Annotated in this window: 14 protein-coding genes; 10 read left to right on the top strand and 4 right to left on the bottom strand. The window is 72.1% G+C overall.

Translation table 11 applies throughout. The features are described 5' to 3' along the window. Positions 1-52: 52 nt before the first annotated feature. Positions 53-2,452 carry an endopeptidase La gene (gene lon, locus ACLWS4_RS16270; RefSeq protein WP_049660270.1) on the bottom strand — a complete coding sequence of 800 codons (2,400 nt, stop codon included), beginning with the start codon at positions 2,450-2,452 and terminating at the stop codon, positions 53-55. Positions 2,453-2,680: 228 nt separating this feature from the next. Then, entirely contained in the window at positions 2,681-3,448 is a 768-nt protein-coding gene (locus tag ACLWS4_RS16275; protein WP_143204494.1) for a rhomboid-like protein, read from the bottom strand. A 561-nt stretch (positions 3,449-4,009) separates the two neighbouring features. On the opposite strand from ACLWS4_RS16275, the gene ACLWS4_RS16280 reads away from it, so the two are divergent. The 6 genes from ACLWS4_RS16280 to ACLWS4_RS16305 all read left to right on the top strand — a co-directional run bounded on the left by ACLWS4_RS16280 (position 4,010) and on the right by ACLWS4_RS16305 (position 12,574). Further along, the gene (locus ACLWS4_RS16280) at positions 4,010-4,747 is read left to right on the top strand and encodes a response regulator transcription factor (RefSeq protein ID WP_181970677.1); all 738 of its coding nucleotides are present in this window, start codon (positions 4,010-4,012) and stop codon (positions 4,745-4,747) included. Between the two features lie 93 nt (positions 4,748-4,840). Continuing rightward, positions 4,841-6,028 carry a sensor histidine kinase gene (locus ACLWS4_RS16285; RefSeq protein ID WP_416874430.1) on the top strand — a complete coding sequence of 396 codons (1,188 nt, stop codon included), beginning with the start codon at positions 4,841-4,843 and terminating at the stop codon, positions 6,026-6,028. A 233-nt stretch (positions 6,029-6,261) separates the two neighbouring features. Beyond that, positions 6,262-10,035 carry a multifunctional oxoglutarate decarboxylase/oxoglutarate dehydrogenase thiamine pyrophosphate-binding subunit/dihydrolipoyllysine-residue succinyltransferase subunit gene (locus ACLWS4_RS16290; protein ID WP_074001426.1) on the top strand — a complete coding sequence of 1,258 codons (3,774 nt, stop codon included), beginning with the start codon at positions 6,262-6,264 and terminating at the stop codon, positions 10,033-10,035. A gap of 152 nt (positions 10,036-10,187) precedes the next feature. Next, a complete protein-coding gene (locus ACLWS4_RS16295; RefSeq protein WP_049649445.1) occupies positions 10,188-10,367 on the top strand; it encodes a DUF6104 family protein in 180 nt (59 codons plus the stop codon). Positions 10,368-10,629: 262 nt separating this feature from the next. After that, positions 10,630-11,538, top strand: coding sequence for a DUF4097 family beta strand repeat-containing protein (locus ACLWS4_RS16300; protein ID WP_074001425.1), 909 nt, complete (start codon positions 10,630-10,632; stop codon positions 11,536-11,538). A 1-nt stretch (position 11,539) separates the two neighbouring features. Continuing rightward, positions 11,540-12,574, top strand: coding sequence for a helix-turn-helix transcriptional regulator (locus ACLWS4_RS16305; RefSeq protein ID WP_416874431.1), 1,035 nt, complete (start codon positions 11,540-11,542; stop codon positions 12,572-12,574). 109 nt (positions 12,575-12,683) lie between these two features. Here ACLWS4_RS16305 and ACLWS4_RS16310 read toward each other — a convergent pair whose 3' ends face one another. Both ACLWS4_RS16310 and ACLWS4_RS16315 read right to left on the bottom strand, forming a co-directional pair. Further along, the gene (locus tag ACLWS4_RS16310) at positions 12,684-13,646 is read right to left on the bottom strand and encodes a zinc-binding dehydrogenase (RefSeq protein ID WP_049649442.1); all 963 of its coding nucleotides are present in this window, start codon (positions 13,644-13,646) and stop codon (positions 12,684-12,686) included. A 149-nt stretch (positions 13,647-13,795) separates the two neighbouring features. Then, positions 13,796-14,992 (bottom strand): NAD(P)-dependent malic enzyme, encoded by a 1,197-nt coding sequence (locus ACLWS4_RS16315; protein WP_416874432.1) that lies wholly within the window; start codon positions 14,990-14,992, stop codon positions 13,796-13,798. A gap of 583 nt (positions 14,993-15,575) precedes the next feature. On the opposite strand from ACLWS4_RS16315, the gene ACLWS4_RS16320 reads away from it, so the two are divergent. From ACLWS4_RS16320 to ACLWS4_RS16335, 4 genes are all read left to right on the top strand, one after another. Beyond that, complete coding sequence (locus tag ACLWS4_RS16320; protein ID WP_074001423.1) at positions 15,576-16,499, top strand: ABC transporter substrate-binding protein; 924 nt, start codon at positions 15,576-15,578, stop codon at positions 16,497-16,499. 419 nt (positions 16,500-16,918) lie between these two features. Further along, positions 16,919-17,845, top strand: coding sequence for an ABC transporter substrate-binding protein (locus ACLWS4_RS16325; RefSeq protein ID WP_063780035.1), 927 nt, complete (start codon positions 16,919-16,921; stop codon positions 17,843-17,845). Between the two features lie 37 nt (positions 17,846-17,882). Beyond that, a complete protein-coding gene (locus ACLWS4_RS16330; protein ID WP_049649438.1) occupies positions 17,883-18,857 on the top strand; it encodes an amino acid ABC transporter permease in 975 nt (324 codons plus the stop codon). Then, positions 18,854-19,654, top strand: coding sequence for an amino acid ABC transporter ATP-binding protein (locus tag ACLWS4_RS16335; protein ID WP_416874433.1), 801 nt, complete (start codon positions 18,854-18,856; stop codon positions 19,652-19,654). The genes ACLWS4_RS16330 and ACLWS4_RS16335 overlap by 4 nt, the downstream gene beginning before the upstream one ends. Positions 19,655-19,702: the final 48 nt, after the last annotated feature.

A 19,702-nucleotide genomic window follows, 5' to 3' on the forward strand; every position in this document is an offset into this window, starting at 1 on the left:
CGCCGCTGGGGCGGCCCGGGCGGCGGTCGGAGCGGCGGCCGGGGCGAGCCGGTCAGGCGGCGACCAGCACCGCGGCCCCGGCCGGCTCCAGCGCCAGCTCCAGCACCTCCCGGACGTCCGCCACCGGGTGGACGGTGAGCCGCTCCAGCACCTCGGCCGGGACGTCGTCCAGGTCGGCCTCGTTGCGCCTGGGGATGATCACCGTGGTGACCCCGGCCCGGTCGGCGGCGAGCAGCTTCTGCTTCACCCCGCCGATCGGCAGCACCCGCCCGGTCAGCGACACCTCGCCGGTCATCGCCACGTCGGTGCGCACCTTGCGCCCGGAGAGCAGCGAGGCCAGCGCCGTGGTCATGGTGATGCCGGCGCTCGGCCCGTCCTTGGGGATGGCCCCGGCCGGGATGTGCAGGTGCACGCCGCGGTCGCGCAGCGAGGTGACCGGCAGCTCCAGCTCGGCGCCGCGCGAGCGCAGGTAGGAGAGCGCGATGTGCGCGGACTCCTTCATCACGTCGCCCAGCTGCCCGGTGAGGGTCAGCCCGGTGCCGCCGGTCTCGGCGTCGGCCAGCGAGGCCTCGATGTAGAGGACGTCGCCGCCGGCGCCGGTCACCGCGAGGCCGGTGGCCACGCCGGGGACGGCGGTACGGCGCTCGGCCGGCTCCTGGGCGGACTCCGGCACGTGGTGCGGCCGGCCGATCAGGGCCCGCAGGTCCTCGGCGCCGACCGCGGCGGGCAGCTCGCGCTCGCCCAGCTCGGCCTGTGCGGCGATCTTGCGCAGCACCCGGGCGATCGAGCGCTCCAGGGTGCGGACGCCCGCCTCCCGGGTGTACTCCCCGGCGAGCCTGCGCAGCGCCGGCTCGTCCACGGTGACCTGCCCGCCGCCCAGACCGGCCTTCTCCAGCTGGCGCGGGAGCAGGTGGTCGCGGGCGATGACGACCTTCTCGTCCTCGGTGTAGCCGTCCAGCCGGACCAGCTCCATCCGGTCGAGCAGCGGCCCGGGGATGGACTCCAGCACGTTGGCGGTGGCGAGGAAGACGACGTCGGAGAGGTCGAGCTCGACCTCCAGGTAGTGGTCCCGGAAGGTGTGGTTCTGCGCCGGGTCCAGCACCTCCAGCAGGGCGGCGGCCGGGTCGCCCCGGTAGTCGGAGCCGACCTTGTCGATCTCGTCGAGCAGGACGACCGGGTTCATCGAGCCGGCCTCCTTGATCGCCCGCACCAGCCGACCGGGCAGCGCGCCGACGTAGGTGCGCCGGTGGCCGCGGATCTCCGCCTCGTCCCGGACGCCGCCGAGCGCGACCCGGACGAACTTCCGGCCCATGGCGCGGGCCACCGATTCTCCGAGCGAGGTCTTTCCGGTGCCAGGCGGCCCGACCAGGGCCAGCACCGCTCCCCCGCGGCGGCCGCCGATCAGCCCGAGCCCCTGGTCGGCCCGGCGCTTGCGGACGGCCAGGTACTCGACGATCCGCTCCTTCACGTCGGCCAGGCCGGCGTGGTCGGCGTCCAGCACCGCGCGGGCGCCGGCGATGTCGTACGCGTCCTCGGTGCGCTCGTTCCAGGGCAGCTCCAGGACGGTGTCCAGCCAGGTGCGGATCCAGGAGCCCTCGGGCGACTGGTCGGAGGAGCGCTCCAGCTTGTCGACCTCCTTGAGCGCGGCCTCGCGGACCTTCTCCGGCAGGTCGGCGGCCTCGACCCGGGCGCGGTAGTCGCCCTCCTCGTCGGCCGGGTCGCCGTTCAGCTCGGCCAGCTCCTTGCGGACGGCCTCCAGCTGGCGGCGGAGCAGGAACTCCTTCTGCTGCTTGGCCACGCCCTCCTCGACGTCCTTGCGGATGGTGTCGTTGACCTCCTCCTCGGCGAGGTGGTCGCGCAGCAGGGCGAGCGCGTACTCCAGGCGGGCGACCTGGTCGGCCTCCAGCAGCACCTTGAGCTTCTGCTCGGCGGTGGCGAAGGGCGCGTAGCCGATGTTGTCGGCGAGCTCGCCGACGCCCTCGATCTGCGCCACCCGGTCGACGATCTGCCAGGCGCCGCGCCTGCGCAGCCACTGGGTGGACAGCGCCTTGTACTCCTTGACCAGCTCGGCGGCCCGGCCGGCCACCGGGGTGCCCACCGAGGACTCCGTGAACGGCGTGGTCTCCACCCAGAGGGCGGCGCCGGGGCCGGTGGTGCCGACCCCGATCCGGACCCGGCGCACCGCGCGCACCAGCGCGGCCGGCTCCCCGTCGGCCAGCCGGCCGACCTGCTCCACGGTGGCCAGCGTGCCGGCCGCCGCGTACGAGCCGTCCACCCGCGGGACCAGCAGGACCTGCGGCTTGCCGGCGCCGGTGGCGGCGGCCCGGGCGGCCTCGACGGCGGCGCGCACCTCGGTGTCCTTCAGGTCCAGCGGGACGACCATGCCCGGCAGGACGACCTCGTCGTCGAGCGGCAGCACGGGCAGGGTGAGCGGTGTGGACGTCGATGCCATGATCTCTCCCCAGTCAGTGAACTTGAGTCGACCTGACTAAGGCTTCACGGGCGCCGGATGTTCCCGGCCCCCTGTTCGCCGTGAGCGAACAGGAATCGGCGGGGAAAGCGCGGCACCCGACTTCGTCAAAAGAGCACCGGACACGCCTCGAAAAGTCCCGACGGGGAGCCCCGCGAGTCCGGGGAGGTCCGACCGGGCGACGGCGCAGACGCGCCTAACGCACAGGCGTCAGCGCGCCGCACGCACCCGCGCGGGCGCGCCGCCCGCGGCCGTCGCGGCGGCCGGGCGCGGCCGGGGCGGGCGCCGCTCGGCCCGGCGCAGCCAGCGCCACAGCGCGACCCCGGTCAGCACCGCGGCCGGGTGCCCCACCCCGGTGATCACGTCCTTGTCGGTGGCGATCTGCTCGGCGATCATCAGCCCGGCGCCGCCCAGCGCGAGCAGCCGCCCGCGCCAGGAGAGCAGCCCGGCCACCGCGCCCAGGCAGGCGAGCACGCCGTAGCTGACCCCGATGTCCAGGTAGTCCATCGCCTCGGGCGCCATCCGCCCGGTCTCCACCGCGGTGATCACCACCCCCTGGGAGAGCAGCGTCGCCGCGACATGCCCGGCCGCGAACACCGCCGCGGCCCGGGCCGGGCCGACCCTGCGCTCCAGCGGGGCGAGAGTGAGGGCGAATCCCCACAGGTACGGCATCCACACCTCGCCGGCCACCCAGAACCCGCTCAGCACAAGGGCGCGCAAAGGATGCTGGAGCAGGTTGTGGCCGTCCGAACTGGAGGCCTCCTGCAGACGCTGGACGAGTTCCGGATCGGCGAGCCTGGCGAAGGTCGTGGTGGCTCCCACGACGGCGAGGTACCCGAGCGTGAAGGGCGTTCTCCGGGGCGTCGGCACCCGTTCCAGCAGCCATTCCAGGACGCCGGTGCGCAGCCCGAGGCGGAGCATTCCGTACGGCGCCCCCGCACTCCCGTACCCGTCGGCACCCCGCCCGAGTCCCGCCATGCCGCCTCCGCTCCACGCCGCAGCCACCGGCTCCCCGCCGGATGCCCAACGTACCGGCGCGCGCCGCGGATTCCGCCCGGCCGGGCGCTCACGTGGCCACGGTACGTCGAGGTTCTGAGAGGCACCTGAAAGAAGCCCGTGAAGACCGTCGCCGTAGCGGACCGCCGGATTCCCGACATTGGTCCAGACCTTCTCCCCATAAACGGGGCACCAGGGCCTCTGACCGGCGACTTGGCGTCAACTGCACTGCATACGTACCGTTACGCAGAGAAAATTCGACGGGTAAGGTATCGGCCCGTGCCCACTCGTGCAGTGGGTCCGAGGGCGGCCCGACAGCCGGCCCACGGGCCGGAAACGTCCGGTCCACCTGCCGGGAAGCATCCGCTGTCCGTACGCTGCGAAGTGCGCGGGAGAAGTGGGCGGCCGACCATCCGTCCTCGGCTCCCGATCGCGCGACGGGACGGCGGACCCGGCACAGTCCACGACGGAACAAGACTACGAGCGGAGCCCCGCCATCCCCACAGGTGGCCGGCCCGCAGCCCTGGGGGCGGTGGCGTGACCGTGACAGAGATTCAGCAGGACAACCACAACGCCGGCGGCACTGTGAGCAGCCAGCGCAGAGTCCTGGTGGTGGAGGACGAGCCCACGATCGCCGAGTCGATCGCCGCCCGGCTGGGCGCCGAGGGCTTCAAGGTCGCCGTGGCCCACGACGGCCCCGGCGCGGTCGACGGCTTCCACACCTGGCAGCCGGACCTGGTGGTCCTCGACATCATGCTGCCCGGCTTCGACGGCCTGGAGGTGTGCCGCCGGATCCAGGCCCAGCGCCCGGTGCCGGTGCTGATGCTGACCGCCCGCGACGACGAGACGGACCTGCTGGTCGGCCTCGGAGTCGGCGCGGACGACTACATGACCAAGCCGTTCTCGATGCGCGAACTGGCCGCCCGCGTCAACGTCCTGCTGCGCCGCGTCGAGCGCGCCCAGCAGGCCGCCCGCACGCCCGCGCTGGGCAGCCTGCGGTTCGGCGAGCTGGAGATCGACCACGTGCAGCGCCGGGTCCGGCTGGCCTCGGGCGACGTCCACCTGACGCCGACCGAGTTCGACCTGCTCGCCTGCCTGGCCGCCCAGCCGCGCGCCGTGCTCACCCGCGAGCAGCTGCTGGCCGAGGTCTGGGACTGGACCGACGCCTCCGGCACCCGCACGGTGGACAGCCACGTCAAGGCGCTGCGCCGGAAGATCGGCGCCAGCTGGATCCGCACCGTCCACGGTGTCGGATACGCGCTGGAGGCCCCGCTCTCCTAGGGCCTCCCAGGGCGACGGGCCACCGGGGGGCCCGCAGCCCGGACGACGCCGTGCCACCACGCGGGCCGACACCGCGGGGACCACAAGGAACCGATGACCTTTCCACAGCAACGCAACGGGGAATCCGCCGACACGCGGCCGCAGAACCTGGCCGCCCGTGCCGCCCGCCGGGTCTGGGCCGACATCCGGCCGCTCGACCCGGTCCGCTCGATCAAGGGCAAGCTCACCCTGCTCGTGATCGTCTCCGTGTGCCTGGCCACCGGGATGGTGGTCGTGGCGATCCGGTCCGAGACCCAGATCCGGATCATCATGGTCTTCTCCATGATCGCCTCACTGCTCTTCATGCAGTTCCTCGCGCACGGGCTGACCGCCCCCCTGCGCGAGATGACGGCCGCCGCCCGCGCGATGGCCTCCGGCGACTACAGCCGCCGGGTCGAGGTGAACTCGCGCGACGAGATCGGCGAGCTGGCGGCCGCCTTCAACGCCATGGCCGCCGACCTCCAGGCCGCCGACCGGCACCGCCGCGAGCTGGTCGCCAACGTCTCGCACGAACTGCGCACACCGATCGCCGCGCTGCGCGGCGTCCTGGAGAACGTGGTGGACGGCGTCGTCCAGCCCAATCCGGCCACCCTGGGGGCGGCCCTGGAGCAGACCGAGCGGCTCGGCCGCCTGGTCACCCACCTGCTCGACCTCTCCAAGATCGACGACGGCGTGGTCGCCCTGGACGCCCGCCCCTTCGAGGTGCGCGAGTTCCTGGACGGCGTGCTGCGCGGGGTCACCGTGGACGGCGCGACGGCCGGCGGCGCCTTCTCCCGGCGCGGGGACGTCCGGCTGGCCCTGGAGGTCAGCCCGACCGGCCTGACCGGCGTAGCGGACCCGGAACGGCTCCACCAGGTGGTCGCCAACCTGGTCGACAACGCCTGCAAGCACTCCCCGCCCGGCGGCACCGTGACGGTGCGGGCGAGGCCGGAGGGCGAGGAGGGCGGCCTGCTGCTGGAGGTCGAGGACGAGGGCCCCGGCATCCCGCCGGCCGACCGCTCCCGGGTCTTCGAGCGGTTCAGCCGCAGCGGCACCGCGACCGCCGCCGGGCCGGGCTCGGACGGCGGCACCGGACTGGGCCTGGCCATCGCCCGCTGGGCGGTGGACCTGCACGGCGGACGGATCGCGGTGGCCGAGTCCCCGCGCGGCTGCCGGATCGAGGTCCGGCTGCCCGCACGGCGTCAGAGCGACGGTCGGGACATTTGTCACAGATCCGACACAGCGGTCTACGAAGATCGTTAGAGGATTTGGCCGGGTTTTTGTCCGCTTTGGCCCCGGTATGCCCCCTGTTCGGCGCTGATCGGTTCCCCTCAGATACGGCTTTCTAACGCACTTTTTCAGCCAAAGTGCAGGTCAGCACTGTGATCTGGGCGACGCCTGGGCCCCGGGGACTGCGCGATCACTGGTCAGGGGCGTAGCCTTAATCCCCGCTGTCCAAACATCCCAAAAGGAAGCGGAAGAGGGCGGTTGCCGCCGTGTCGCCACAGTCCCCTGAAACCCCCAACAGCTCGGCAAGCTCCACTGGCTTCGGCCCCAATGAGTGGCTCGTCGACGAGATCTACCAGCAGTACCTCCAGGACCCGAACTCGGTCGACCGAGCCTGGTGGGACTTTTTCGCCGACTACAAGCCCGGTACCGAGGTGACCCCAGTGACCCAGGCCGCGACCCAGGCCGGCCCCGCGCCGACCCCTGCCGCTGCCCCCGCGCCCGCCGTCGCAGCCGCTGCTCCGGCCGCGCCCGCCGCCGCTCCGGCGCCGGCCGCTCCGGCGCCGGCCGCCCCGGCTCCGGCTCCGGCCGCCGCCCCGGCTCCGCTCGCCGCCGCGCCCGCCGCGCCCCCGGCCCCCAAGGCCGCCGCCCCGGCGCCGGCCGAGCCCGCTGCCGCCGCCGGCCCCGAGCTGATCCAGCTCCGCGGCCCGGCCAAGGCCGTCGCCACCAACATGGACGCCTCGCTGGAGGTGCCGACCGCGACCTCGGTCCGCGCCGTGCCGGCGAAGCTGTTGATCGACAACCGCATCGTCATCAACAACCACCTGCAGCGCGCCCGCGGCGGCAAGGTCTCCTTCACCCACCTGATCGGCTACGCCCTGGTCCAGGCCATCAAGGCCGCCCCGGGCATGAACTACAGCTACAAGGTGGAGAACGGCAAGGCCTTCCTGGTCAAGCCGGAGCACGTCAACCTCGGCCTGGCCATCGACCTGGTCAAGCCGAACGGCGACCGCCAGCTGGTCGTCGCGGCCATCAAGAAGGCCGAGACGCTCGACTTCTTCGGCTTCTGGCAGGCCTACGAGGACATCGTCCGCCGGGCCCGCGCCAACAAGCTGACCATGGACGACTTCACCGGCGTCACGGTCTCGCTGACCAACCCCGGCGGCATCGGCACCGTGCACTCCGTGCCGCGCCTGATGCAGAACCAGGGCACCATCGTCGGCGTCGGCGCCATGGAGTACCCGGCCGAGTTCCAGGGCTCCGCCCCGGAGACCCTGTCCCGGCTGGGCGTCTCCAAGATCATGACGCTGACCTCGACCTACGACCACCGCGTCATCCAGGGCGCGGCGTCCGGCGAGTTCCTGCGCGAGATCCACCGCCTGCTGCTCGGCGAAAAGGGCTTCTACGACGAGATCTTCGAGTCGCTGCGGATCCCGTACGAGCCGGTCCGCTGGGCCACCGACGTCGCCACCACCCACGACGACGAGGTCAACAAGACCGCGCGCGTCATGGAGCTGATCCACTCCTACCGGGTCCGCGGCCACCTCATGGCCGACACCGACCCGCTGGAGTACAAGCAGCGCAAGCACCCCGACCTGGACGTCACCACCCACGGCCTCACCCTGTGGGACCTGGAGCGCGAGTTCGCGGTCGGCGGCTTCGGCGGCCAGAAGATGATGAAGCTCCGCGACATCCTCGGCCTGCTGCGCAACACGTACTGCCGCACCGTCGGCATCGAGTACATGCACATCCAGGACCCGAAGCAGCGCAAGTGGCTGCAGGAGCGCCTGGAGAAGCCGTACGCGAAGCCCGAGCGCGAGGAGCAGCTGCGGATCCTCCGCCGCCTGAACTCGGCCGAGGCCTTCGAGACCTTCCTGCAGACCAAGTACGTCGGCCAGAAGCGCTTCTCGCTGGAGGGCGGTGAGTCGCTGATCGCGCTGCTGGACGCGACCATCGACTCCGCCGCCGAGCACCGCCTCGACGAGGCCGTCATCGGCATGGCCCACCGCGGCCGCCTGAACGTGCTGGCCAACATCGTCGGCAAGCCGTACGGCAAGATCTTCGGCGAGTTCGAGGGCAACCTCGACCCGAAGTCGATGCACGGCTCCGGCGACGTCAAGTACCACCTGGGCTCCGAGGGCACCTTCACCGGCCTGGACGGCGAGACCATCAAGGTCTCGCTCGCCGCGAACCCCTCCCACCTGGAGACGGTCGACCCGGTCGTCGAGGGCATCGCCCGCGCCAAGCAGGACATCCTGGACCAGGGCGGCACCACCTTCCCGGTGCTGCCGATCCAGGTCCACGGCGACGCGGCCTTCGCCGGCCAGGGCGTCGTCGCGGAGACCCTGAACATGTCGCAGCTGCGCGGCTACCGCACCGGCGGCACCGTGCACGTCGTGGTGAACAACCAGGTCGGCTTCACCGCCGCCCCGGCGTCCTCGCGCTCCTCGATGTACTGCACCGACGTGGCCCGCATGATCGAGGCCCCGATCTTCCACGTGAACGGCGACGACCCGGAGGCCGTGGTCCGCGTCGCGCGGCTCGCCTTCGAGTTCCGCCAGGCGTTCCACAAGGACGTGGTGATCGACCTCATCTGCTACCGCCGCCGCGGTCACAACGAGGCCGACAACCCGTCGTTCACCCAGCCGCTGATGTACGACCTGATCGACAAGAAGCGCTCGGTGCGCAAGCTGTACACCGAGGGCCTGATCGGTCGCGGCGACATCACCATGGAAGAGGCGGAGCAGGCGCTCCAGGACTTCCAGGGCCAGCTTGAGAAGGTCTTCGCCGAGGTCCGCGACGCGGCCCAGGCGCCGGCCGACGCCACCGCCGGCAAGCCGCAGGCCGACTTCCCGGTCAGCATCCAGACCGGCATCTCCCAGGAGATGGTCAAGCGGATCGCCGCCTCGCAGGTCAACCACCCGGACTGGCTGACCGTCCACCCGCGCCTGCTGCCGCAGCTGCAGCGCCGCGCCGCCTCGGTCGAGGACAACACCATCGACTGGGCGATGGGCGAGACCCTCGCCATCGGCTCGCTGCTGATGGAGGGCCACCCGGTCCGCCTGGCCGGCCAGGACAGCCGCCGCGGCACCTTCGGCCAGCGGCACGCCGTCCTGATCGACCGCAAGACCGGCGAGGACTACACCCCGCTGCAGTACCTCACCGAGGACCAGGCCCGCTACACCGTCTACGACAGCCTGCTGTCGGAGTACGCGGCCATGGGCTTCGAGTACGGCTACTCGCTGACCCGCCCGAACGCGCTGGTCATGTGGGAGGCGCAGTTCGGCGACTTCGTCAACGGCGCGCAGACCATGGTGGACGAGTACATCGCCTCCGCCGAGCAGAAGTGGGGCCAGCACTCCGGCGTCACCCTGCTGCTGCCGCACGGCTACGAGGGCCAGGGACCGGACCACTCGTCCGCCCGTCCGGAGCGTTTCCTGCAGATGTGCGCGCAGGACAACATGACGGTCGCGATGCCGACCCTGCCGTCGAACTACTTCCACCTGCTGCGCTGGCAGGCGCACAACCCGCACCACAAGCCGCTGGTCGTCTTCACCCCGAAGTCGATGCTGCGTCTGAAGGCCGCGGCGAGTGCGGCGGAGGAGTTCCTGTCCGGCTCGTTCCGCCCGGTCATCGGCGACTCCACCGTCGACCCGGCGCAGGTCCGCAAGGTGGTCATCACCGCCGGCAAGTTCTACTACGACCTGGCGGCGGCCCGCGCCGAGCGCGGCGTCACCGACACCGCGATCGTCCGGGTCGAGCGGCTCTACCCGCTGCCGGTGGCCGAGCTCCAGGAGGAGCTGGCCCGCTACGGCGACAACGTCCAGTTCGTCTGGGCGCAGGAGGAGCCGGCCAACCAGGGTGCCTGGCCGTTCATCGCGATGAACCTGGTCGACCACCTCCAGGTCGTCATCGGCCGCACCGGCGGCGACGCCCGTCTGCGCCGCGTCGCCCGTACCGCCGCCTCGTCCCCGGCGGTCGGCTCGGCCAAGCGGCACGCCGCCGAGCAGCAGGCGCTGGTCGAGGAGGTCTTCGCGCTCTGACGAGCCGAAGCCCGACGCTCTCCACACCCGCGGCCCCGTCCTCCCCACCGGGAGGGCGGGGCCGCGGGCGTTCGCCGGGCCACCACCGGTACGACGGCCGACCGGCCCGGACTATCCTGACCAGGTCAATCCCCACCGGACCGGAGCGAACCGTGTACTTCACCGACCGAGGCATCGAGGAGCTGGAGAACCGGCGCGGCGAGGAGGAGGTCACCCTGGGGTGGCTGGCCGAGCAGCTGCGCACCTTCGTCGACCTCAACCCGGACTTCGAGGTCCCGGTCGAGCGGCTGGCCACCTGGCTGGCGCGGCTCGACGACGAGGACGACGAGTGACCCGGTGACGGCCGCCGTGAGGCCCGGGAGGCAACCGCCTCCCGGGCCTCGCGCGTGTCCGGGTACGGAAGGGTGCTGAAGGGTGCGGAGGGTGCGGAGGGATGCGGAACCCCGGGGGCCTCGTAGGGGAGGACTCGGGGACGGGTCGGGGACGGATCGGGGTCGGGTTCGGGGGTCGGGGCGCTTGACTCTGCCAGCACGCGATATATCGTCTTTAGAAGAGAACGCGATACATCGCGATCGACAACGGGAGGCGACGGACATGAGCCAGTGGACGGTCGAGGGCACCGAGAGGATCACCTTCGACGAGCCGGTGCGCGCGCTGCACGTGCGGACCATCGAGGGCACGGTGAACGTGGTGGCGGCCGACGGCCCGACCCGCCTGGAGGTCACCGAGCTGGCCGGCGAGCCCCTGCACGTGACCCTGGTGGACGGCGTCCTGACGGTCACCTACAAGGACATCCACAGCTGGGGCGAGTTCGGCGACCGGCTCAAGTCGGTCGGCTCGGTGAAGGACCTCTTCGGCTCCTTCAAGCGCAAGCGGATCGCCGCCGTGACGGTGACCGTCCCGACCGAGGTCGAGGTCAAGGTCGGCACCGTGTCGGCCGACACCACCGTCAGCGGCGTCAGCGGGCACGTCTCGGTGCAGAGCGCCAACGGCGACACCACCCTCGCCGGGGTCACCGGCCAGATCGAGGCCGGCACCGTCACCGGCGACGTGGACGCCCACGCGGTCGGCGGCCGGCTCAAGGTCAACACCGTCTCCGGGCAGCTCACCGTGATCGCCGGCACCGCCGACCGGGTCCAGGCCAACACCGTCACCGGCGCCGTCACCCTGGACCTCGACGTGGCCGGCGAGACCGACGTCAAGGTCAACACCGTCAGCGGCGCCGTCGTGATCCGGATCCCCTCGCTGGCCGACGCCACCGTCGAGGCCGGCTCCACCAGCGGCGACGTCTCCAGCACCTTCGAGGAGCTCCAGATGAGCAGCACCTGGGGCGCCAAGAAGATCTCCGGCCGCCTCGGCGAGGGCCGCGGCAGCCTCCACGTCACCACCGTCTCCGGCGCGGTCACCGTGCTGCGCCGCCCCGAGGCGGAGGAGGACGGCCCGGTCGTGGTCAAGGAGCTCCCGGCCGGCCCGGGCACCCCGAACCTCACCAAGGAGGCCTGAGATGACCCCTGTGTTCGGCCACGGCCGGCTCCGCCTCTACCTGCTGAAGCTGCTGGACGAGGCCCCGCGCCACGGCTACGAGGTGATCCGGCTCCTGGAGGAGCGGTTCCAGGGCCTGTACGCCCCCTCGGCCGGGACGGTCTACCCGCGGCTGGCCAAGCTGGAGCAGGAGGGCCTGGTCGCCCACAGCACCGAGGGCGGCCGCAAGGTGTACCGGCTGACCGACGCCGGGCGCGCCGAACTCGAAGCCCGGCAGGTCGAGTTGGACGAGCTGGAGGTGGAGATCCGGGACTCCGTGGCGCAGCTCGCCGGGGCGATCCGCGAGGACGTCCGGGACAGCGCCAAGGACCTGCGCGAGGAGCTGTGGAACGCCGCCCGGCAGGCGCCCGGGCCGGAGCGCACCGAGCCCGGCGACCCGTGGGCCGGGCCCTGGGGCGACAACGAGTCCTGGCAGCGCGCCAAGGAGGAGTTCGCCCAGTTCAAGCGGCAGGCCAAGGAGCAGGCCAAGCGCGCCCGGGAGCAGGAGAAGGCCGCCAAGGCCAAGGCGAAGGCCGCCGAGGCGGAGGCCCGACGGCTGCGCGAGCAGGCCAAGGCCTCGCGCACCGCGGCCCAGCAGGAGGCGCTGCGGATCAAGCGCCGGGTCGAGCAGCAGGTGCGCGAGCACGCCGCGAAGGGCGACTGGCCGACCGGGCTGGCCGAGGGCCTGTCCGAGCTGACCAAGGGCCTGGCCGGCCTGGCCGACGCGGCCCGCTGGGGCCACGGCGCGGAGGAGCCGCCGGCCGAGCCCGCCGAGCGGGTCACCGTGACCAGGATCGACCTGGACAAGGACGGGTCCGACACCCCGGCCGACCTGCCGCCGTGGGCCGCCACCGACCCGGCCGGGGACCCGGCCCGCGAGCTGGAGCGGCTGCTCGACCGCTTCCGCGACCAGGTCCGCGACGCGGCCCGGGACGGCGGGGTGAACGCGGACACGCTGGCCGAGGCCCGTACGGTGCTGGGCGCCGCGGGCGAGCGGCTGAAGCGGCTGCTCGGCTGAGCCCGGAACGGCTCCTGCGGCCCGGTGCCCCCGTCACGGGAGGCACCGGGCCGCCGCACGCCCGCGGGCAGACGCCAGGGAGTGGGACTCCGTCAGGAGCGGGGTGCCGTCAGGGAGTGAGGACGATCTTCCCGAAGACGTCGCCCTCGGCGAGCCGGGCGAAGCCGTCCCGGGCCTCGGCCAGCGGCAGCACCGAGTCGATCACCGGCCGGACCCCGGTGTTGGCGCAGAACGCGAGCAGCCCGGCCAGCTCCTCCTTGGTGCCCATGGTCGAGCCGACCACCCTGAGCTCCAGGAAGAAGATCCGGTTCAGCTCGACGGAGCTCGGGTTGGTGCCGGAGGTGGCCCCCGAGATGACGATGGTGCCGCCCGGGCGCAGCGACTTCACCGAGTGCGACCAGGTCGCGGCGCCGACCGTCTCCAGCACCGCGTCCACCCGCTCGGGCAGCCGGGCGCCGCTCTCGAAGGCCGCGTCGGCGCCGAGCTCCACCGCCCGGGCGCGCTTGGCCTCGTCCCGGCCGGTGACCCAGACCCGCAGGCCGGCCGCCTTGCCGAGGACGATCAGCGCGGTCGCCACGCCGCCGCCCGCCCCCTGCACCAGGACGGTGTCCCCGGGCTTGACCCCGGCGTTGGTGAACAGCATCCGGTAGGCCGTCAGCCAGGCGGTGGGCAGGCAGGCGGCCTGCTCGAAGCTCAGCCCGGCGGGCTTGGGCAGCAGGTTCCAGGTGGGCACCGCGACCCGCTGGGCGAAGGTGCCCTGGTAGCGCTCGGTCAGGATGGACCGCGGCTCGTCCGGGCCGACCCCGTGGCCGCTCTGGCCGATCACCGAGTGCAGGACCACCTCGTTGCCGTGCTCGTCGACACCGGCGGCGTCGCAGCCGAGGATCATCGGCAGCCGCTCGGCGGGCAGGCCGACCCCGCGCAGCGACCACAGGTCGTGGTGGTTGAGGCTGGCGGCCCGGACGGTGACCACGCTCCACCCGGGGCGGGCCTGCGGCTCGGGGAGGTCGCCCAGCTCCAGCCCGCTCAGCGGGTCGGCGGCGTCGGTACGTGCGGCGTAGGCAGCGAACATGCCCCGGACGATAGCCGCGACGGCCGGGGCCGGGAACCACGCGGAGGTGTGACGCGTGTCCCGGCTGCTGCTCCCCCGCTCGCCTCCGGGCGCTCGGGGGGACGCGGGGGAGCGGCCGCCGTGGCGGGCGCGCTCCCCCGATCACCTCGTCAGATCCGGGCGACGCCCTCCGCCCGGGCGGCCTCGGCGACGGCCTTGGTGACCGCCGGCGCGACCCGCTCGTCGAACGGCGAGGGGATGACCTTCTGCGGCGTCAGCTCGTCGGCCACGACGCCCGCCAGCGCCTTGGCGGCGGCCAGCTTCATGCCCTCGGTGATCCGGGAGGCGCGGACCTGGAGGGCGCCCGCGAAGATGCCCGGGAAGGCCAGCACGTTGTTGATCTGGTTCGGGAAGTCACTGCGGCCGGTGGCCACCACGGCGGCGTACTTGTGGGCGACCTCCGGGTGGATCTCCGGGTTGGGGTTGGCCATCGCGAAGACGAACGCGCCCTCGGCCATGGTCGCCACGACCTCCTCCGGCACGGTGCCGCCGGAGACGCCGATGAACACGTCGGCGCCGGCCAGCGCGTCGGCCAGCGAGCCCTTGAGGCCGGTGCGGTTGGTCCGCTCGGCGATCTCGGCCTTGACGTCGGTGAGGTCGCCGCGGCCCTCGTACACCACGCCCTTGCGGTCGCAGACGGCCACGTCGCCGATGCCGGCCGCGACCAGCATCTTGGCGATGGCGATGCCGGCCGCGCCGGCGCCGGAGATGACGGCCCGCAGCGAGCCGATCTCACGGCCCGTCACCTTGGCGGCGTTCCACAGGGCCGCGGTGGTGACGATCGCGGTGCCGTGCTGGTCGTCGTGGAAGACCGGGATGTCCAGGGCCTCCTGGAGCCGGCGCTCGATCTCGAAGCAGCGGGGCGCGGAGATGTCCTCCAGGTTGACGCCGCCGAAGGAGGGCGCCAGCCGGACCACGGTCTCGACGATCTCGTCGACCCCGGTGCAGTCGAGCGCGATCGGCACCGCGTCCACGCCGCCGAACTGCTTGAACAGGATGGCCTTGCCCTCCATCACGGGCAGCGAGGCCTGCGGGCCGATGTCGCCGAGGCCCAGCACCGCGGTGCCGTCGGTGACCACCGCGACGGTGTTGGACTTCCAGGTGTAGTCGTTGACCAGCTCCGGCTGCTCGGCGATGGCCGTGCAGACCCGGGCGACACCGGGGGTGTAGGCGAGGGACAGGTCGTCCGCGTCGCGCACCGGGACGGTCGCCCGGATCTCCATCTTCCCGCCGCGGTGGAGCGCGAAGACCGCGTCGACCGGATCCTCGGTGTCCTGGGTGCTGCTGTGAATGATCTCCGCTGCCACGATGACCTCTTCGTCATTGATCTGGCGAGGACGCGCGGCCGACGGGCAGGGCGACCCGTCCGGAAACCGGAAACCGGGTACGCCGAAGCGGACCCGGGGTCGGGGTCGGGGCGCTGCCGTCGGGCGGCGCCCTCGGATGAGGGTTGTATGGGGTCTGTGTTGTCCGCGTTGTGCTTCCGGGCCGAGCGTAGGTCGGAGGAAGGCATCGCACCTATGCCTTTTCGTCCTCGTCACGTACGGTTCATCGCCGCGCTGTCGCGTCACAGGGGCCCGGCGTCGGAAGCGCCGGGCTCCGGCGGCGGCAACGGCATGAGCGCACGCGCACCCGCAGGAGTGAACACAGGCCGAAGGGGATTCGGTGCCCCGGATACGGAGCCGCGTGAGGACTTCCGTTCCCGGGCACCCCGAGCCTGTCGGGGCTCGTCGGCCTGGTTCGAGCGTTCGGGGGTCACCCGGTACCGAATTCTGACACACCCGCCGCCGGGCCCGGCAGGGCGGGATGGCAGGATCGCTTGTCCGCCATTTCGCGTACACCCGTGCGACACCGTGGCGGCCCCACCTCCCTCCCTCAGGAGCCGCCCTCATGCCGCACGTCCGCCACGCCCTCCGTCCGGTCCCGGCCGGCGCCGCCCTGGCCGCCGCCGGGGCCCTCCTGCTGACCGGCTGCGGCGGCGGGCAGGCCGCCCCGGGCGACCCGGTCAAGGACCTCCGCGGCAAGCTGCCGAAGGCCCAGCGGTCGGCCGGCGCGCTGCGGGTCGGCATGGACGTCAACTACGCCCCGGTGGAGTTCCGCGGCCCGGACGGCAAGCCGACCGGCCTCGACCCGGACCTCGCCGCCGCCCTGGGCCGGATCCTCGACGTGCGGGTCGAGTTCGTCGACACCCCCTTCGACAAGCTGGTGCCGAACCTCCAGGCCAAGCAGTACGACGTGGCGATGTCCGCGCTCAGCGACACCCGCCGGCGCCGGGACGCGGTGGACGAGACCGGCAAGCCGACCGGCCCGGGCGTGGACTTCGTGGACTACTTCATCGCGGGCACCTCGATCGTCGTCCCGAAGGGCAACCCCAAGGGGATCAGGGGCCTGGACGACCTGTGCGGCAAGACCGTCGCGTTCCAGCAGGGCACCACCCAGGACGAGATCGTCACCCGCCAGGTCGGCGTCTGCACCCGGGCCGGCCGCCCGCTGACCCCGCACAAGCTGGACACCGACACCAAGGCGCTGGCCGAGGTCGCCTCCGGCGCCGCCGCGGCCGGCCTGAACGACTACCCGGTGGCCGCCTACGCGGCGAAGACCACCGACGGCGGCGCCCGCTTCGAGGTGACCGGCGGGCAGTCCACCTCCAACCCGTACGGGATCGCGGTGCGCAAGGACGACGGGCCGCTGCGGGACGTGCTGGCCGGGGCGATCGACCAGCTGATCCGCAGCGGCGAGTACGACAAGATCCTGGCCAAGTGGAACGTCGGCGCCGGCGCGGCGCAGAACGCGGTGGTCAACGGGGGCATCTGAGGCGGGGGCGGCGGGCCTCCGGGGACGGCACGGACCGATCTGCATACTTATGCGCAGAGTGACAGGGGCGCGGAATAAGTCCGAATAGCGGACAGCGCGACCCCTCGTTATCCGATTTTGATCTGGATGAGGGCCACCTGACTGTCATCAGATGGCAGGATTCCCCCCATCTCGGATCGAGCCGGCCACTGGTCGAGGCCGTCCGGTCAACGTCCACCTCGGCGGAGGGTGGCGGAAGCAGTACCTCGTACAACCCCGGACGGCTCCCCCGCGCCCGGGCAACTGCACGACCCGGCCTGCACGTACGACGACGTACGGCGACACGCACCCGTACCGAGCCGCGCGGCTCGCCGTTCCGGTGCGCCGCTCCCGCGGCGCGCTCCGCCCGACCTCTCTCCCCCAGGATGGAGATCCCCCTCATGACCACCCGTACCCAGCGCAGCCGGCTCTTCGCAGCCGGTGTGGTCGCCGCCTCGGTCTCCCTGGTGCTGACCGGTTGCAGCAGCAGCAAGAGCGAGAGCAGCGGCGCCCCCAACGCCTCCGCGACCGTCAACGAGGTCAAGGCCGACCCCAAGCTGGCCGGGCTCGTCCCGGACGACGTCAAGGCCGCCGGCAAGCTCCTGGTCGGCGCCGACGCCTCGTACGCGCCGGACGAGTTCAAGGACGACAGCGGCAAGGTCATCGGCATGGACGTCGACCTGGCCAACGCCATCGCCGCCAAGCTCGGGCTGAAGGCCGAGGTCCAGGACTCCGGCTTCACCGCGATCATCCCCGGCATCCAGTCGAACAAGTTCCAGCTCGGCATGTCGTCCTTCACGGACAACAAGGAGCGCGAGCAGATCGTCGACATGGTCACCTACTTCAACTCCGGCAGCGCCGTCGCGGTGAAGAAGGGCAACCCGGAGAAGATCGACCCGAAGGACCTCTGCGGCAAGAAGGTCGCCGTCCAGACCGGCACCACCCAGGCCGACGAGATCAAGGACACCCGCGACCCGGACTGCGCCAAGGCCGGCAAGCCGGGCGTCCAGAACGGCGGCGACAAGTTCGACCTCCAGACGGACGTCACCAACGCCGTGGTCTCCGGGCGCGACCAGGCGATGATGGCCGACTCCCAGGTCGTCGACTACGCGATCAAGCAGTCCGGCGGCCAGCTGGAGAAGGTCGGCGAGACCTACGGCGTGGCCCCCTACGGCGTCGCGCTGGCCAAGGGCTCCAAGCTCACCCCGGCCGTCCAGGGGGCCGTCCAGTCGCTGATCGACGACGGCACCTACAAGCAGATCCTCGCCAAGTGGGGGGTCGAGTCCGGCGCCATCACCACCTCGACCGTCAACGGCGCCGTCAGCTGACCCTCGTCCGCTCCATCTTCTCCCCCGAGGCCACACCGTGAACTCTTTGGACAAGGGGACGGCGGAGCAGGGCCGGCCCGAGACCATCAAGGCCGTCCCCGTCCGCCACCCCGGACGCTGGGCCGGCGCCGTCGTCATCGCCGTACTCGCGGCGATGCTGGTGAGCGCCCTCTTCACCAACCCCGCTTTCAAGTGGGACATCGTCGGTCAGTACCTGTTCCACGACAGCATCATGCACGGCCTGCTGGTGACGCTGGAACTGACCGTGCTCGCCATGCTCATGGGTGTGGTCGGCGGCATCGTCCTCGCGGTGATGCGCCTGTCCCCGAACCCGCTGCTGGCCGGCGTCGCGTGGGTCTACATCTGGATCTTCCGCGGCACCCCGGTGCTGGTGCAGCTGGTGTTCTGGAACTTCCTCGGCCTGATCTGGGCCAAGCTGTCGATCGGCGTCCCGTGGGGGCCGGAGTTCTGGTCCGAGCAGACCAACGTGCTGATCCCGACCTTCGTCGCCGCGCTGCTGGGCCTCGGCCTCAACGAGGCCGCCTACATGGCGGAGATCGTCCGCGGCGGCATCCAGTCGGTGGACGAGGGCCAGACCGAGGCCGCGCACGCGCTCGGCATGAGCCGGTTCCAGACCATGCGCCGGATCGTCCTGCCGCAGGCCATGCGGGTGATCATCCCGCCGACCGGCAACGAGACCATCTCGATGCTGAAGACCACCTCGCTGGTCTCCGTGATCTCCCTGGAGGAGATCTTCCGGGCCGGCCAGGTCATCTACTCCCGGAACTACCAGAACATCCCGCTGCTGATCGTGGTCAGCCTCTGGTACCTGTTCTTCACCTCGGTGCTGACCATCGGCCAGTACTACATCGAGCGCCACTACGCCCGAGGTTCCAACCGCACCCTCCCGCCCACCCCGCTGCAGCGGCTGCGGAGGCTGTTCGCCGGGAAGCCCGCCCCCAGGACGACCGCCGACGTCGTCCCGGGGCTCGAGGGAGGTGGTCACGTATGACCGATCCGACCAAGTCCCCCGCCGGCGCCGCGTCCGGCGAGCCGATGGTCCGCGCCGAGAACGTGCACAAGTCGTACGGCCCGGTCGAGGTGCTCAAGGGCATCGACCTGGAGGTCAGGCAGGGCGAGGTGTTCTGCCTGATCGGCCCGTCCGGCTCCGGCAAGTCGACCTTCCTGCGGTGCATCAACCACCTGGAGAAGATCAACGGCGGCCGCCTCTGGGTGGACGGCGAGCTGGTCGGCTACCGGCAGAAGGGCGACCGGCTGCACGAGCTCAGGGACCGCGAGGTCGCCCTCAAGCGGCGCGACATCGGCATGGTCTTCCAGCGCTTCAACCTGTTCCCGCACATGACCGCCGTCGAGAACGTCATGGAGGCGCCGGTCCAGGTCAAGGGCGAGAGCCGGGCCGACGCCCGCGAGCGCGGGATGGCCCTGCTGGAGCGGGTCGGCCTCGCCGACAAGGCGAAGAACTACCCCTCGCAGCTCTCCGGCGGCCAGCAGCAGCGCGTGGCGATCGCCCGCGCGCTGGCCATGAAGCCCAAGCTGATGCTCTTCGACGAGCCGACCTCCGCGCTCGACCCGGAGCTGGTCGGCGACGTCCTCGACGTCATGCGCGGCCTCGCCGAGGAGGGCATGACCATGGTGGTCGTCACCCACGAGATGGGCTTCGCCCGCGAGGTCGGCGACGCGCTGGTGTTCATGGACGGCGGGGTGGTGGTCGAGTCCGGCAACCCCCGCGAGGTGCTCACCGACCCGCAGCACGAGCGCACCAGGGCCTTCCTCTCCAAGGTGCTCTGAGCCCGTACGCCCGGCGCCCGGCAGGTCACTCCTGCCGGGCGCCGTCGT

Origin of the sequence: Kitasatospora sp. SC0581 (genome assembly GCF_048159585.1) — a bacterium.
Classification (GTDB): Bacteria; Actinomycetota; Actinomycetes; order Streptomycetales; family Streptomycetaceae; genus Kitasatospora.

What these genes read in the sequence shown, in the direction of transcription:
- lon (WP_049660270.1), bottom strand. Translation starts at nt 2,452, where the DNA reads ATGGCATCGACGTCCACACCGCTCACCCTGCCCGTGCTGCCGCTCGAC.
- ACLWS4_RS16275 (WP_143204494.1), bottom strand. Translation starts at nt 3,448, where the DNA reads ATGGCGGGACTCGGGCGGGGTGCCGACGGGTACGGGAGTGCGGGGGCG.
- ACLWS4_RS16285 (WP_416874430.1), top strand. Translation starts at nt 4,841, where the DNA reads ATGACCTTTCCACAGCAACGCAACGGGGAATCCGCCGACACGCGGCCG.
- ACLWS4_RS16300 (WP_074001425.1), top strand. Translation starts at nt 10,630, where the DNA reads ATGAGCCAGTGGACGGTCGAGGGCACCGAGAGGATCACCTTCGACGAG.
- ACLWS4_RS16305 (WP_416874431.1), top strand. Translation starts at nt 11,540, where the DNA reads ATGACCCCTGTGTTCGGCCACGGCCGGCTCCGCCTCTACCTGCTGAAG.
- ACLWS4_RS16310 (WP_049649442.1), bottom strand. Translation starts at nt 13,646, where the DNA reads ATGTTCGCTGCCTACGCCGCACGTACCGACGCCGCCGACCCGCTGAGC.
- ACLWS4_RS16320 (WP_074001423.1), top strand. Translation starts at nt 15,576, where the DNA reads ATGCCGCACGTCCGCCACGCCCTCCGTCCGGTCCCGGCCGGCGCCGCC.
- ACLWS4_RS16325 (WP_063780035.1), top strand. Translation starts at nt 16,919, where the DNA reads ATGACCACCCGTACCCAGCGCAGCCGGCTCTTCGCAGCCGGTGTGGTC.
- ACLWS4_RS16335 (WP_416874433.1), top strand. Translation starts at nt 18,854, where the DNA reads ATGACCGATCCGACCAAGTCCCCCGCCGGCGCCGCGTCCGGCGAGCCG.